This is a genomic window from Pseudomonas fluorescens, from assembly GCF_000967965.1.
GTDB classification, from domain to species: domain Bacteria; phylum Pseudomonadota; class Gammaproteobacteria; order Pseudomonadales; family Pseudomonadaceae; genus Aquipseudomonas; species Aquipseudomonas grandcourensis.
In genome coordinates, this window is record NZ_LACC01000017.1 from 18,141 (window position 1) to 32,531 (window position 14,391).

Annotated in this window: 12 protein-coding genes; 6 read left to right on the forward strand and 6 right to left on the reverse strand. The window is 60.6% G+C overall.

Annotated features, from left to right (window positions below; all coding sequences use genetic code 11):
• Positions 1-71 precede the first annotated feature (71 nt).
• Together VC35_RS14360 and VC35_RS14365 are read left to right on the forward strand one after the other, a co-directional pair.
• Positions 72-1,220 carry a pyridoxal phosphate-dependent aminotransferase gene (locus VC35_RS14360; RefSeq protein WP_046041269.1) on the forward strand — a complete coding sequence of 383 codons (1,149 nt, stop codon included), beginning with the start codon at positions 72-74 and terminating at the stop codon, positions 1,218-1,220.
• Positions 1,208-1,999, forward strand: a complete 792-nt coding sequence (locus VC35_RS14365) for an amidohydrolase (protein WP_046040937.1) — start codon at positions 1,208-1,210, stop codon at positions 1,997-1,999. Before VC35_RS14360 ends, VC35_RS14365 begins: the two co-directional genes overlap by 13 nt.
• An 84-nt stretch (positions 2,000-2,083) precedes the next feature.
• On the opposite strand, the gene leuA is transcribed toward VC35_RS14365, so the two are convergent.
• From leuA to xseA, 3 genes are all read right to left on the reverse strand, one after another.
• The gene (gene leuA / locus VC35_RS14370) at positions 2,084-3,763 is read right to left on the reverse strand and encodes a 2-isopropylmalate synthase (protein ID WP_046040940.1); all 1,680 of its coding nucleotides are present in this window, start codon (positions 3,761-3,763) and stop codon (positions 2,084-2,086) included.
• A gap of 450 nt (positions 3,764-4,213) precedes the next feature.
• Positions 4,214-5,035 (reverse strand): peptidoglycan DD-metalloendopeptidase family protein, encoded by an 822-nt coding sequence (locus VC35_RS14380; protein ID WP_046040944.1) that lies wholly within the window; start codon positions 5,033-5,035, stop codon positions 4,214-4,216.
• 3 nt (positions 5,036-5,038) lie between these two features.
• Positions 5,039-6,418, reverse strand: coding sequence for an exodeoxyribonuclease VII large subunit (xseA, locus tag VC35_RS14385; protein ID WP_046040945.1), 1,380 nt, complete (start codon positions 6,416-6,418; stop codon positions 5,039-5,041).
• A gap of 184 nt (positions 6,419-6,602) precedes the next feature.
• Here xseA and VC35_RS14390 point away from each other — a divergent pair, with 184 nt between their 5' ends.
• Complete coding sequence (locus tag VC35_RS14390) at positions 6,603-7,370, forward strand: sulfite exporter TauE/SafE family protein (protein WP_046040946.1); 768 nt, start codon at positions 6,603-6,605, stop codon at positions 7,368-7,370.
• Positions 7,371-7,539: 169 nt separating this feature from the next.
• On the opposite strand, the gene VC35_RS14395 is transcribed toward VC35_RS14390, so the two are convergent.
• The 3 genes from VC35_RS14395 to VC35_RS14405 are packed head-to-tail and all read right to left on the reverse strand — an operon-like array spanning position 7,540 to position 9,935.
• Complete coding sequence (locus tag VC35_RS14395; protein WP_046040947.1) at positions 7,540-7,947, reverse strand: hypothetical protein; 408 nt, start codon at positions 7,945-7,947, stop codon at positions 7,540-7,542.
• Between the two features lie 8 nt (positions 7,948-7,955).
• Positions 7,956-8,384, reverse strand: a complete 429-nt coding sequence (locus VC35_RS14400) for a DNA polymerase III subunit chi (RefSeq protein WP_046040948.1) — start codon at positions 8,382-8,384, stop codon at positions 7,956-7,958.
• Between the two features lie 60 nt (positions 8,385-8,444).
• Positions 8,445-9,935 carry a leucyl aminopeptidase gene (locus tag VC35_RS14405; RefSeq protein ID WP_046041271.1) on the reverse strand — a complete coding sequence of 497 codons (1,491 nt, stop codon included), beginning with the start codon at positions 9,933-9,935 and terminating at the stop codon, positions 8,445-8,447.
• A gap of 307 nt (positions 9,936-10,242) precedes the next feature.
• On the opposite strand from VC35_RS14405, the gene lptF reads away from it, so the two are divergent.
• From lptF to lepA, 3 genes are all read left to right on the forward strand, one after another.
• Positions 10,243-11,361: an LPS export ABC transporter permease LptF gene (gene lptF / locus VC35_RS14410; protein ID WP_046040950.1), complete on the forward strand. Its 1,119-nt coding sequence runs from the start codon at positions 10,243-10,245 to the stop codon at positions 11,359-11,361.
• Complete coding sequence (gene lptG, locus VC35_RS14415; RefSeq protein WP_046040952.1) at positions 11,354-12,415, forward strand: LPS export ABC transporter permease LptG; 1,062 nt, start codon at positions 11,354-11,356, stop codon at positions 12,413-12,415. The genes lptF and lptG overlap by 8 nt, the downstream gene beginning before the upstream one ends.
• 171 nt (positions 12,416-12,586) lie before the next feature.
• A complete protein-coding gene (lepA, locus tag VC35_RS14420; protein ID WP_046040954.1) occupies positions 12,587-14,386 on the forward strand; it encodes a translation elongation factor 4 in 1,800 nt (599 codons plus the stop codon).
• Positions 14,387-14,391 lie beyond the last annotated feature (5 nt).

Here is a 14,391-nt window from a genome sequence, read left to right on the forward strand (position 1 = left end):
GCGGTTTGACGCTTGACCACTTGTGGCTTGCAGCTTGAAACTTGCAGCTGCTCACCTGCAGGGAACCACCGATGATCACCAGCAAGCTGCCGAATGTCGGCATCACTATCTTCACTCAGATGTCTCAGCTCGCGGCACAGACCGGCGCGCTCAATCTGTCCCAGGGCTTTCCCGATTTCGCGGCCCCGCAGGCCCTGTGCGATGCGGTCGGCCGGCATATCGCCAGCGGCCATAATCAATATTCGCCAATGACCGGGCTGCCGGTGTTGCGTCAGCAGATCGCGGCGAAGATCGCCCGCAGTTATGGCGCACAGGTGGATGTCGATACTGAAGTGACGGTCACCCCCGGCGCGACCGAGGCGATTTTCTGTGCCATTCAGGCGGTTATCCACAGCGGTGACGAAGTCATTGTGTTTGACCCGGCATACGACAGCTACGAGCCTTCGGTAGAGCTGGCCGGCGGTCGTTGCGTGCATGTGCAACTGGGCCTGAACGACTTCAGTATCGACTTCGAGAAGCTTGCCCAGGCACTCAGCCCGCGCACGCGGATGATCATTCTCAACACCCCGCACAACCCTAGTGGTGCGTTGATCAGCCGTGCCGAACTCGACCAGTTGGCAGCCTTGATCCGCGATCGCGACATTTATGTGATCAGCGACGAAGTCTACGAGCATCTGGTGTTTGACGGTGTGCCCCACGTCAGCGTGCTGGCCCATGAGGAGCTGTATCAGCGTGCATTCGTGGTCAGTTCGTTCGGCAAGACCTACCACGTCACCGGCTGGAAAACCGGCTATGTGGTCGCACCACCGGCCCTGACGGCGGAATTGCGCAAGGTGCACCAGTACGTCAATTTCTGTGGTGTGACACCGCTGCAATATGCCTTGGCCGATTTTATGGCCGAGCATCCTGAGCACGTGGAAGAGCTGCCGGGTTTCTATCAGGCCAAGCGCGATCTGTTCTGCGATCTGCTGGCGCCGTCGCGTTTCAGTTTCACCCGGGTGACCGGCACCTATTTCCAGTTGGTCGATTACTCGCAGATCCGTCCGGACCTCAATGACGTCGAGATGGCCCTGTGGATGACGCGCGAGCATGGTGTGGCGAGTATCCCGATCTCGGTGTTCTACCAGACACCACCGGTCGGCCAGCGCCTGGTGCGGCTGTGCTTTGCCAAGCGTGAGGAGACCCTGCGTGAAGCAGCGGAAAAACTATGCGTGATCTGAGTGCGTTGCCGAAGCTGACCGTTGCGCTGATCCAGACATCCCTGGCCTGGCACGACCGCCAGGCCAACCTCGAGCATTTCGAGCCGTTGCTGGAACAGGCTCGCGGCGCCGACCTGATCATTCTGCCGGAGATGTTCACCACCGGGTTCTCCATGGAATCCGAGACCCTCGCCGAAGCGGAAAACGGGCCCACCAGCAAATGGCTGCGGGTTCAGGCGGCAAAGCTCGATGCGGTGATCACCGGCAGCGTGATCGTCCAGGCCGCCGACGGCAGTCATCGCAATCGCCTGCTGTGGGCACGCCCGGATGGCGAGGTGCTGCATTACGACAAGCGTCACCTGTTCCGCATGGCCGGTGAGCACAACCACTACACCCCCGGCGAGCGCCAGGTGCAGTTCGAGCTCAAGGGTTGGCGAGTGCGACCGTTGATCTGCTACGACCTGCGCTTCCCGGTGTGGAGCCGTGACGCTCAGGACACCGATCTGCTGCTGTACACCGCCAACTGGCCCGGCGCACGGCGCCAGCACTGGAACCGCTTGCTGCCGGCGCGGGCGATCGAGAACCTGTGCTATGTGGCGGCGGTCAATCGCATTGGCACGGATGGCAAAGGTTTTGCGTATACCGGTGACAGCCAGGTGCTGGATTTTCAGGGCGAGACGTTGCTCAGTGCGGGGGAGGCTGACGGGGTGTTCAAGGTGGTGCTGGATGCGGCAGAGCTGGCGGCGTATCGGCAGCGGTTTCCGGCGAATCTGGATGCCGATACCTTCGAGTTCACCTGATATTTCGGTGAGTCCAAAAAGATCGCACAAACAAAAAAGGCCCCGAGGTTCACACCCCGGGGCCTTTTGCACTTCAGCGATGGCTTACGCCGCTTTAGCTTCCGGCTGGCTCAGCGAGCGGTTCAGTGCGCTGAACAAGGCCTTGAAGCTGGCGGTGGTGATGTTTTCGTCGATGCCGACGCCATGTACCGCACGTTCGCCGTTCACTCGCAGTTCAATGTAGGCGGCAGCCTTGGCATTGGTGCCCGCGCCGATGGCGTGCTCGTTGTAGTCCATGATTTCCACCGGTACCGGCAGGCCGGCCACCAGTGCTTCCAGGGCGCCGTTGCCCTTGCCGCGCCAGTGCAGGTTGGTCTCGCCCTGGCCTTGGCTGGCCACTTCCACTTCAACGGCGCTGTGACCGTTTTCTTCCTGCAGGCGATGGCTGACCAGCGCGTACGGGGTGTTGGCCTGCAAGTACTCGCTGTGCAGCAATGCATGGATCTGCTGGGCGGTCATTTCAAGGCCCAGGCGGTCGGTTTCACGCTGTACAACCTGGCTGAACTCGATCTGCATGCGACGTGGCAGGCTGATGCCGTATTCCTGTTCCAACAGGTAGGCGATGCCGCCCTTGCCCGATTGGCTGTTGACGCGAATCACCGCCTCGTAGCTGCGACCGATGTCGGCCGGGTCGATTGGCAGGTAAGGCACTTCCCACATTGCATCGGGTTTCTGCTGGGCGAAGCCTTTGCGGATTGCGTCCTGGTGCGAGCCGGAGAACGCGGTGTGAACCAGGTCGCCGACGTACGGATGACGCGGGTGTACCTGGATCTGGTTGCACTCTTCGACGACTTTGCGCACACCGTCGATGTCCGAGAAGTCCAGCTCAGGGTGAACGCCCTGGGTGTAAAGGTTCAAGGCCACGGTCACGAGGTCGACGTTACCGGTGCGCTCGCCGTTGCCGAACAGGCAGCCTTCGACACGGTCGGCGCCAGCCATCAGGCCCAGCTCGGTGGCCGCAACGCCGGTGCCACGGTCGTTGTGGGTGTGCAGGCTGATGATCACACTGTCACGACGGTTGATGTGACGGCCGAACCATTCGATCTGGTCGGCATAGATGTTCGGGGTCGCGCATTCCACTGTGGCCGGCAGGTTGAGGATCATCTTGTGCTCGGGCGTCGGGTTCCAGACTTCGATCACCGCGTCGCAGACTTCCTTGGCGAACTCCATTTCGGTGGCGCTGAAGGTTTCCGGCGAGTATTCGAAGGTCCACTCGGTGTCCGGCTGCATGGCCGCGTATTTGACGAACAGCTTGGCGGCGTTCACGGCGATGGCCTTGACCCCGTCCTTGTCCTGGTTGAAGACAATGCGGCGGAAGGAAGGGGAGGTCGCGTTGTACAAGTGAACGATGGCTTTCTTCGCGCCGCGCAGGGATTCGAATGTGCGCTCGATCAGGTCTTCACGGCCCTGGGTCAGCACCTGGATGGTGGTGTCGTCCGGGATGTGGTTGCCTTCGATCAGGGTGCGAACGAAGTCGAAGTCGGTTTGCGAGGCGGCCGGGAACGACGCTTCGATTTCCTTCACGCCGACCTGCACCAGGGTTTTCCAGAAGCGCAGCTTCTTGACGGCGTCCATCGGTTCGATCAGCGACTGGTTACCGTCACGCAGGTCGGAGCTGCACCAGATCGGCGCGGCGGTGATGGTTTTTGACGGCCAGGTGCGGTCCGGAATGTCGATGGTCGGGAACGCGCGGTATTTCGAAGACGGGTCTTTGAGCATGCTCATCAGGAAATCCTTATTGTGTTGGCCGAAAAAAGGCGGCCTGCCGGTGGATCAAAAGTTCTTGGGGTACGGCTTGGGACGAGACACCACGATTCAGCCCGGCAGTCGTGCACTGACGAGGCACAGGCTGCGGTGCTGGCGGAGCTGAATGAGGGTGTGAGAGGTTTTCATGCCTTCAACCCTAACCTTGGGGGGGAAGGTTGGCAAGCAGTCGAAAAAAATTGAGAGGAATACTCGTGAGCGGGTATTTATCGAGATTTTATTGCTGCAAATGATTGCGAAGATTGTGTTGTTTGCGCGAGGTTTGAGCGGTGCGCAATTGGTGTGGGGTGTGGCTGGACGACTTTCGGTGCCTGTGAAATTGCCATCGCGAGCAAGATCGCTCCCACAGGTCAGCGCAATCCCTGTAGGAGCGAGCTTGCTCGCGATGAGGCCAGAGGCCTTATTCAGGGATCAGGGCTGAAACGCACCAATGAAGATAGCCGGATCGACCCGCGAATCGTTCAGGCTGATATTCCAGTGCATGTGCGGTCCGGTCGCGCGGCCGGTCGCGCCGACTTTGCCGACCACGTCACCGCGGGCCAATGGCTGCCCCACCTTCACGTCGATTTTCGACATGTGGCAGAACATACTGATAAAGCCTTGGCCATGGTCGACGAACACCGTGTTGCCATTGAAGAAGTAGTTGCCGGTCAGGATCACCTTGCCGGCGGCCGGGGTCTTGATCGGTGTACCGGCCGGCACGGCGAAGTCCAGTCCAGCGTGAGGGTTACGTTCTTCACCGTTGAAAAAACGGCGCACGCCGAACTTGCTCGATAGCGGCCCGCTCACCGGTTTGTCCAGTAGCAGGTTGCTCGGGGTGTTGGGGCTGAACGTGCGGTAAGCGGCAATCTGCTCGGCCAGTTCACGCTCGATGCGCTTGAGGTTTTCCGGGTCCGGATTGACCTGTTGGGTGTTCTTCAGGGTGATGCGCTGTTCCGGGTATTTTTTGTCGCCAACCGTAAAACTCAGATTACGACCGCCGCTGCTGACCGATTGAGCCCCCGGCTTGACCGTCAGCGGTAGGCCGACAATGGCCAGCCAGTTGTTCTGTTCCTTGACCACCAGCGCTGGTTTGCCTTCATAAGTGGCTTTTGGCGCCTGGGCGGACGTGCCCAGGTCCAGCACGGCAACGCCGCCCGGGACCGGTTTGTTCAACTGGCGGGTGATGTAGCTGTCGGCATGGGTGTTGAAGGTCAGGAGCAGCAACAGCAACGGAGCAAAGAAACGCGGCATGGATCAATCCAGTAAAGAAAGGGTGACAGGCGTCAGGTGATTGTCTTCGACCCGCACTTGCAGTTCGCCTTCGCCCAGTTTGGCTTTCAGGCGCTGGCCGGTATGGGTTTGCGCGGCGTTGCGGATCGCGTTGCCGCGCTCGTCCAGCAAGATGCTGTAGCCACGGCCGAGGGTCGCCAGCGGGCTGACCACATGCAGTGTCTGCATCTGGCTGTGCAGTTGCAGGCGACGGTTCTTCAGCCCTTCGCGGATCGCGCGCGGCAGGCGTTCGGCCAGGCTGTCGAGGCGCTGGCGCAGCATTGCCAGTTGCCGGCCCGGATGTTGTGCGGCCAGACGGGTTTCCAGGCGGATCAAGCGTTCACGACGGGTGTTGAGGCTGCGCTCGAACGCGCGGCGCATGCGCATGTCCAGGTCATCCAGGCGTTGCGCTTGCTGGCGCAGACGCTCGCCGGGATGGCGCAGGCGCCGGGAAATGCCTTCCAGGCGCAGGCGGTCGCGCATCAAGCGGTCACGCATGCGCATCACCAGCCGTCGGTGCAGGCTTTCGACCCGACGCATCAGGTCGCTGGAGTCCGGTGCCAGCAATTCGGCGGCCGCGGAAGGGGTGGGCGCGCGAACATCAGCCACGAAGTCGCTGATCGACACGTCGGTTTCATGGCCGACCGCGCTGACAATCGGTGTCACGCAAGCGTCTACGGCACGAGCCACGGCTTCTTCGTTGAAGCACCAGAGGTCCTCCAGCGAACCGCCGCCCCGGGCCAGGATCAGTGCGTCGAAACCGCGGGCATCCGCCAGTTTCAGGGCGCGGACAATCTGCACTGTGGCTTCGCGGCCCTGTACGGCGGTGGGGATCAGGGTCAACTGCACCTGCGGTGCGCGACGGCGGAACACGCTGATGATGTCGCGGATCACCGCCCCGGTGGGTGAACTGATGATGCCGATGCGTTGCGGATGCGCCGGCAGCGGCACCTTGCGTTCCGCACTGAACAGCCCTTCGGCGCTGAGCTTTTCCTTGAGTGCATCGAAGGCCAGGCGCAAGGCGCCATCGCCGGCCGGCTCCACGGTGTCGAGGATCAGCTGATAATCACCGCGCCCCTCGAACAGCGAGACCTTGCCACGAACCTTGACCGCCAGGCCGTCCTTCAAGGCCTGGCGAACCCGAGCGGCGTTCTGCCGGAACAGCGCGCAACGCACCTGGGCGCCGCTGTCCTTGAGGGTGAAATACACGTGGCCGGACGCCGGGCGGGCGAGGTTGGAGATTTCGCCTTCGACCCAGATGTTGCTGAACACGTCTTCGAGCAACACCCGCGCGCGGCCGTTGAGCTGGCTGACGGTCAGGACTTCGCGGTCCAGGCCGAGTCTTGCAAAGGGATCTTTAATCATGGGGCGCAGTTTAAAGGCATTCGGTGGTCAATCTCCATGTGTCAGCACAATTCCCTTGTAGGAGCGAGCCTGCTCGCGAATGCGTTGTGTCAGCTACATCAATTTTGAATGTTATGCCCATTCGCGAGCAGGCTCGCTCCTACAGGAGGTAAAGTCGTCGGCGGTATTCAAGGAAGATGGGAGAGTGAGTGTGTTCGAACTGTTGAACCAATGGCCCTTCGGCCCGCTGGACTGGCTGGTAATCGGTGCGGGCATCGCCCTGGCCTACATCGTGTTCGGCATCGCCGGTTTTGGCACCGCGCTGGTGGCGGGGCCGATTCTGATTCTGTTCATGCCGCTGTCGAAGATCGTGCCGTTGCTGGTGTTGCTCGATTTTGTCGCGGCATTCGGCAATCTGTTGCCCTCGCGGCGTGATGTGGCGAAACCGGAACTGCTGCGCTTGCTGCCGTGCATGGCGGTGGGCTGCACCCTCGGCGTGATATTCCTGCTGAACCTCAAGTCCGACCTGTTGCTACTGTTGATGGGGCTGTTCATCAGCGCCTATGCCATTTACAGCCTGTGGATAAAGGTCCGTCCGGCGCAGTTGTCCGCCGCGTGGGCGCTGCCGATGGGGACGTTGGGCGGAATGTTCGGTGCGTTGTTTGGCAGCGGCGGCTTTCTCTATGCGATCTATTTGAACAGCCGGTTGCCCAAGGAGGCGGCCCGGGCCACCCAGAGTGCGCTGATCAGTTGCAGTACGGTGGTGCGTTTGAGCCTGTTTGCCATCGCCGGTGTGTATGCCGATTTGCCGCTGTTGGTGCTGGCGGTTTGTCTGTTGCCGGCGATGGCGCTGGGGCTGTGGTTCGGTCGACGGCTGACCATGAGGTTATCCCGCGAGGCGTTCGTGCAGCTGGTGACGTGGCTGGTGCTGGTCAGTGGGATTGCGTTGATCGGGCGTTACTTGAGCACTTAAAAATTCAACCTGTGGCGGGGAGTTGGTGTCAGAGAGCTATTTTGTGGCGAGGGAGCTTGCTCCCGCCCGGCTGCGCAGCAGACGCTTATTCATCCAGACCGGTTTAACTGACAGAAAGGCCAGGGCCGCTTCGCAGCCCAGCGGGAGCAAGCTCCCTCGCCACAATTATTTAGTCGTTGTACTGGCTCAACAACCGCTCCAGCCGTGCACTGAGGCGACGTTTGATTTCGGTCTCGATGTGCGGGGCGAAATCGTCGATCACGTCTTGCATGATCAACTGCGCGGCGGCGCGCAATTCGCTGTCCAGGTGCAGCAAGTCATCCGGGTTCTTGCTGGCGGCAGGTGCCGACGCAACCGCGGTGACGGGTTCAACGATAGGGGCAGGGGTTGTCGGTACGACGGGTGGCGAAGGCTCGCTCACGGTGTCGAACAACATCGGAATCTGTTCCTGGTCACCTTCCTCGACCGTATCGGTCAGCAGGGGCGGTTGCAGGTTGTCATCGCCGAGCAATTGTCGGATCGACTCAAGGTCGTCCAGCAGGTGCGCGGACTGTTGCAGCGGTTTTGGAGTGTCCATTGGAAGGCTCAGAGTCGCTGTAAACGGTGATCTTGCAGAGGATAGCCCTGTTCGCGGTAGAAACGGAAACTCTCCCGCGCGGCCGCTCTGATCGTCGGATCCTCCACCACCACTTCCGCCACCCGGGCGAACTTGTTGGCGAAGGCCGGGACTTTCAGGTCTAGATTGACCAGCAAATCCTGATGCTGACCGCAGTCATCGCCCAACCCCAGGACAATCAAACCCTCAGGTTCGCTGTCGGCGGGGCCGTGGGGCACGAAGCTTTCGCCCTTGAACGCCCACAGCCGCGCATCGAGATCGTCACGCTGGGCCGCGTCGCTGCAATGCAGGTAGATGCGGTGGCCCATGCGCCAGGCTTTCTCGGTGAGCTTGCAGGCAAAGTCCAGGCGTGCCGAAGGATCGGCGCTGGGCAGGATATAGAAGTCGACTTTGGTCATTGCGGTTCCAGAGCGGCAAGCGGCGTCACCGGAAAGTGACGCCGCCGCCCATCAACGGTTTCAGGCTTTGGCGCGGTCCAGCAAGTATTGGGTCAGCAGGGGAACCGGACGGCCAGTGGCACCCTTGTCCTTGCCGCCGCTGGTCCAGGCCGTGCCGGCGATGTCCAGGTGCGCCCAGTTCAGGTTCTTGGTGAAACGCGACAGGAAGCAGGCCGCAGTGATGGTGCCGGCCTTCGGACCGCCAATGTTGGCGATGTCGGCGAACGGGCTGTCCAGCTGTTCCTGGTACTCATCGAACAGCGGCAGTTGCCAGGCGCGGTCGTCGGCGGCCTTGCCGGCGCTCAGCAGTTGGTCGATCAGTTCGTCGTTGTTGCCCAGCAGGCCCGACGTGTGGGAACCCAGGGCAACCACGCAGGCGCCGGTCAGGGTCGCGATGTCGATGACTGCTTGCGGCTTGAAGCGCTCGGAGTAGGTCAGGGCGTCGCACAGCACCAGACGGCCTTCGGCGTCGGTGTTGAGGATTTCCACGGTCTGGCCGCTCATGGTGGTGACGATGTCGCCCGGGCGCGAAGCGTTGCCGCTCGGCATGTTTTCGGCGCAGGCCAGAATGCACACCAGGTTGATCGGCAGCTTCAGTTCGAGCACGGCCCGCAGGGTACCGAACACGCTGGCAGAGCCGCCCATGTCGTACTTCATTTCATCCATGCCGGCGCCCGGCTTGAGGCTGATGCCGCCGGTGTCGAAGGTGATGCCTTTGCCGATCAGCGCGTACGGCTTCTCGGATTTCTTGCCGCCGTTGTATTGCATGACGATCAGGCGCGGAGGCTGGGCGCTGCCTTGGCCGACGGCGTAGAACGAACCCATGCCCAGGGCCTTGATCTTCTTCTCGTCGAGGACTTCGACTTTCAGGTCCTTGAATTCCTTGCCCAGGTCTTTCGCCTGCTCACCGAGGAAGGTCGGGTGGCAGATGTTCGGCGGCAGGTTGCCCAGGTTGCGGGTGAAAGCCATGCCGTTGGCGATGGCGGTGGCGTGGGTCACGGCGCGTTGCACTTCGGCCTGGGCAGCCTTGATGGTCAGCAGGGTGATTTTTTTCAGGGCGCGGGGTTCGGCTTTCTGGCTCTTGAACTGGTCGAAGCTGTACTCGCCGTCCACCAGGGTTTCGGCCAGCAGGCGGGTCTTGCCGTAGCTGTCGCGGCTTTTTACGACCAGTTCATCCAGGGCCAGCACCGCATCGCTGCCGCCCAGGCCTTTGAGGGTATTGAGGATACCGGCGATGATCTTGCGGAACGGGCGGTCACCCAGTTCGTCATCCTTGCCAACGCCCACCAGCAGCACGCGCTCGGCCTTGAGGTTCGGCAGGCTCTGCAGCAGCAGGCTCTGGCCAACCTTGCCGGCCAGGTCGCCGCGCTTGAGCACTGCGCTGATCGCGCCGCCGCTCAGTTCGTCGAGTTGTTTGGCAACAGCGCCGAGCTTGCGGCCTTCGCCAACGGAGACCACGAGAGTGGCGGTCTTCAACGTTTCGGGGTTGACGCTTTTTACAACCAGTTCCATGTCCGGGTCCCTGAATTGATGGTTATCACGCATGCGCCCGACACCTTATATGCGTCGATTGCTTATAAACAGAAAGGCGCCAGGATCGACCGGCGACAAAGGCCGCAGTTTGAACCTCGCTACCGGCGGCTGACAACCCTCGGTTGTACGATCTTCAGCGCTTTCACAGGCTGCTTGAGCTTGCGCAGTGACAGGCGCACCCAATCACAGGATAATGCGCCATCTTTTTCGGCGGCTCTGCCTCGCGGGCTGTCCGATACGTTTGCTTGTTTGGCCGCCTTAGCCTGACAACCCTGGAGTGTCTGGTTTGATCGTCTTCCGTTATCTATCCCGCGAAGTCCTGTTGACCTTGAGCGCCGTAAGTGCCGTGCTGCTGGTCATCATCATGAGCGGTCGCTTCATCAAATACCTCGCCCAGGCGGCTTCGGGCCTGCTGGATCCGGGTTCGTTGTTCCTGATCATGGGCTATCGCCTGCCGGGTTTCCTCCAGCTGATCCTGCCGCTGGGGCTGTTTCTCGGAATCCTGTTGTCCTACGGGCGCCTGTACCTCGAAAGCGAAATGACCGTGCTCTCGGCCACCGGCATGAGCCAGCAGCGGCTGGTTTGCATGACGCTGTTCCCGGCCACCCTCGTTGCACTCATCGTCGCGTGGCTGAGCCTGAGCCTGGCGCCACAGGGGGCCAATCAGTTTCAGCTGCTGCTGAACAAACAGGATGCCCTGACCGAATTCGATACCCTGGAGCCTGGACGCTTCCAGGCTTTGCGTGACGGTACCCGGGTCACCTATACCGAGCGCATGTCGGATGACCGCGTCAATCTGGGTGGTGTATTCATCTCGCAGAAAAACATCAGTTCCAATAACAAGGATCGCGGTATTTCCGTGCTGGTGGCGGAAAAGGGGCGCCAGGAAATTCGTCCGGACGGCAACCGCTACCTGATCCTTGATAACGGCTATCGCTATGACGGTAATCCGGGGCAGGCCGACTACCGGGCGATCAAGTACGACGAGTACGGCGTGTTGCTGCCAAAACCGGAAGTCAGCGACGAAGTCACCGACCGCGACGCGATGCCGACCAGTACGTTGATCGGCAGTGAAGACATTCGCATGCGCGCCGAGCTGCAATGGCGTATGTCTCTGCCGTTGCTGGTGTTCATCGTGACCTTGATGGCGGTGCCGCTGTCGCGGGTCAACCCGCGTCAGGGCCGATTCCTCAAATTACTGCCGGCGATTCTTCTTTATATGGCTTACCTGACCATTCTGATTGCCGCCCGCGGCGCCCTCGACAAGGGCAAGATCCCCGCGGTGATTGGCTTGTGGTGGGTGCACGGGATTTTCCTGTCCATCGGCCTGGGCTTGCTCTATTGGGAGCCCTTGCGCTTGAAGAGGGCGAGTCGCCGCAGCGCGCTGGAGGTGGCCCGTGGTTAAGCTGGATCGCTACATTGGTAGCAGTGTGTTCATGGCGATCCTGGCGGTGCTCGGGATCATTCTCGGTCTGGCGACCCTCTTTGCCTTCATCGACGAGATGGGTGAAGTCAGCGATACCTACACCTTGGTCGATGCGCTGAGTTATGTATTGTTGACCGCGCCGCGCCGGATGTACGAACTACTGCCGATGGCTGCGCTGATCGGCTGCCTGATCGGTCTGGGCAGCCTGGCCAGCAACAGTGAACTGACCATCATGCGTGCCGCTGGTGTGTCGATCGGCCGGATCGTCTGGGCGGTCATGAAGCCGATGCTGGTATTGATGCTCGCCGGTGTATTGGTCGGCGAGTACATCGCGCCACCTGCCGAAACCACCGCGCAGGCCAATCGCTCGCTGGCCCAGGGCAGCGGTGATGCACAGAGCGCCAAGCACGGTTTGTGGCACCGCCAGGGCGATGAATTCATACACGTCAACTCGGTGCAACCCAACGGCATTCTGTATGGCGTGACCCGCTATCGTTTCGACAACGAGCGGCACATGCTGTCGGCTAGCTTCGCCAAGCGTGCCGAGTTCGACACCGATCACTGGCAGCTGACGGATGTCACGACCACACTGTTCCACGAGCGCAACACCGAAGTGGTTTCGACCCCGCAAGAGCGCTGGGAAGTTGCGTTGAGCCCGCAGTTGCTGAACACCGTGGTCATGGTGCCCGAGTCGCTGTCGATCAGCGGCCTGTGGAGTTACATCCACTATCTGGCGGACCAGGGCCTGAACAATGGCCGCTACTGGCTGGCATTTTGGGTCAAGGTGTTGCAGCCGGTGGTGACTGCCGCTCTGGTATTGATGGCGATTTCCTTCATCTTTGGCCCTCTGCGTTCGGTGACCCTGGGTCAACGGGTGTTCACCGGCGTGCTGGTGGGCTTCACCTTCCGCATCGTTCAGGATCTGCTGGGGCCTTCGAGCCAGGTATTCGGCTTCCCGCCGTTGCTTTCGGTGCTGGTGCCGGCAGGTATTTGTGCCGTGGCGGGGCTCTGGCTATTGCGTCGAGCTGGCTGACGGCGGGCATTTCCCGACCGCATTGACGTTAAAAAACGCCCTTGTCGCAAGACCGGGGCGTTTTTGTAGGCACCGTCTGACCTGCGAACGTGACGCTTGCGCCGTGGATCAGGTACAATTCCCGGCTATTTTTCGGCGGGCTATGCCTGCAGCCTTTTTGAGTGTTGATCCGTGAGTGATTTGAGTCATATCCGCAATTTCTCCATCATCGCCCACATTGACCATGGCAAGTCGACGCTGGCCGATCGCTTCATCCAGATGTGTGGCGGCCTCGCCGAGCGCGAAATGGAAGCCCAGGTCCTGGACTCCATGGACCTCGAGCGCGAGCGCGGGATCACCATCAAGGCGCACAGCGTTACTCTGTATTACAAGGCCAAAGACGGCATCAACTACCAGTTGAACTTCATTGACACCCCCGGCCACGTTGACTTCACCTATGAGGTGAGCCGTTCGCTGGCCGCCTGTGAAGGCGCGCTGTTGGTGGTCGATGCCGGTCAAGGCGTTGAAGCGCAGTCGGTTGCCAACTGCTACACGGCCATCGAACAGGGCCTGGAAGTGATGCCGGTGCTGAACAAGATCGACCTGCCACAGGCCGATCCGGACCGCGTCAAAGAAGAAATCGAAAAAATCATCGGCATCGATGCCACTGACGCGGTCACGTGCTCTGCCAAGACCGGCCTGGGCGTCGACGAAGTGCTCGAGCGCCTGGTCGCCACCATTCCTGCACCAACCGGCAACTACGAAGATCCGCTGCAAGCGTTGATCATCGACTCCTGGTTCGACAACTACCTGGGCGTTGTTTCCTTGGTACGCGTGCGCCACGGTCGTGTGAAGAAGGGCGACAAGATCCTGGTCAAGTCCACCGGCAAGATCCACCTGGTAGACAGCGTCGGTGTGTTCAACCCGAAGCACACCCCTACCGCTGACCTCAAGGCCGGTGAAGTGGGCTTCATCATCGCCAGCATCAAGGACATTCACGGTGCGCCAGTGGGCGACACCCTGACCTTGAGCTCGACGCCGGACGTTGATGTACTGCCAGGCTTCAAACGTATTCAGCCGCAGGTCTACGCCGGTCTGTTCCCGGTCAGCTCCGACGACTTCGAAGACTTCCGCGAGGCGCTGCAAAAGCTCACCCTGAACGACTCGTCGCTGCAATACACGCCGGAAAGCTCCGACGCACTGGGCTTCGGCTTCCGTTGCGGCTTCCTCGGCATGCTGCACATGGAAATCATCCAGGAGCGCCTGGAGCGCGAGTACAACCTGGACCTGATCACCACGGCGCCGACGGTAATCTTCGAGCTGCTGCTCAAGACCGGCGAGACGATCTACGTCGATAACCCGTCGAAGCTGCCGGACCTGTCTTCCATCGAAGACATGCGCGAGCCGATCGTGCGTGCAAATATTCTTGTGCCGCAAGAGCACCTGGGCAACGTCATTACCCTGTGCATCGAAAAACGTGGTGTGCAGGTCGACATGCTGTTCCTCGGCACCCAGGTACAAGTGACCTACGACCTGCCGATGAACGAAGTGGTCCTGGACTTCTTCGATCGCCTGAAATCCACCAGCCGCGGCTATGCTTCGCTGGACTACCATTTCGATCGTTATCAATCGGCTAGTCTGGTGAAACTGGACGTGCTGATCAACGGTGACAAGGTCGATGCCCTGGCGCTGATCGTGCACCGTGACAACTCGCACTACAAAGGTCGCCAGCTGACCGAGAAGATGAAAGAACTGATTCCACGGCAGATGTTCGACGTGGCAATCCAGGCCGCCATTGGCGGGCAGATTGTTGCGCGGACAACCGTCAAGGCGCTCAGAAAGAACGTATTGGCCAAATGCTACGGTGGTGACGTCAGCCGTAAGAAGAAGCTGCTGGAAAAGCAAAAGGCCGGTAAGAAACGCATGAAGCAGGTCGGCAACGTGGAAATTCCACAGGAAGCCTTCCTTGCAGTGCTCAGGTTGGATAGTTAGGTCCT

What these genes read in the sequence shown, in the direction of transcription:
- VC35_RS14360 (WP_046041269.1), top strand. Translation starts at nt 72, where the DNA reads ATGATCACCAGCAAGCTGCCGAATGTCGGCATCACTATCTTCACTCAG.
- VC35_RS14365 (WP_046040937.1), top strand. Translation starts at nt 1,208, where the DNA reads ATGCGTGATCTGAGTGCGTTGCCGAAGCTGACCGTTGCGCTGATCCAG.
- leuA (WP_046040940.1), bottom strand. Translation starts at nt 3,763, where the DNA reads ATGAGCATGCTCAAAGACCCGTCTTCGAAATACCGCGCGTTCCCGACC.
- VC35_RS14380 (WP_046040944.1), bottom strand. Translation starts at nt 5,035, where the DNA reads ATGCCGCGTTTCTTTGCTCCGTTGCTGTTGCTGCTCCTGACCTTCAAC.
- xseA (WP_046040945.1), bottom strand. Translation starts at nt 6,418, where the DNA reads ATGATTAAAGATCCCTTTGCAAGACTCGGCCTGGACCGCGAAGTCCTG.
- VC35_RS14395 (WP_046040947.1), bottom strand. Translation starts at nt 7,947, where the DNA reads ATGGACACTCCAAAACCGCTGCAACAGTCCGCGCACCTGCTGGACGAC.
- VC35_RS14400 (WP_046040948.1), bottom strand. Translation starts at nt 8,384, where the DNA reads ATGACCAAAGTCGACTTCTATATCCTGCCCAGCGCCGATCCTTCGGCA.
- VC35_RS14405 (WP_046041271.1), bottom strand. Translation starts at nt 9,935, where the DNA reads ATGGAACTGGTTGTAAAAAGCGTCAACCCCGAAACGTTGAAGACCGCC.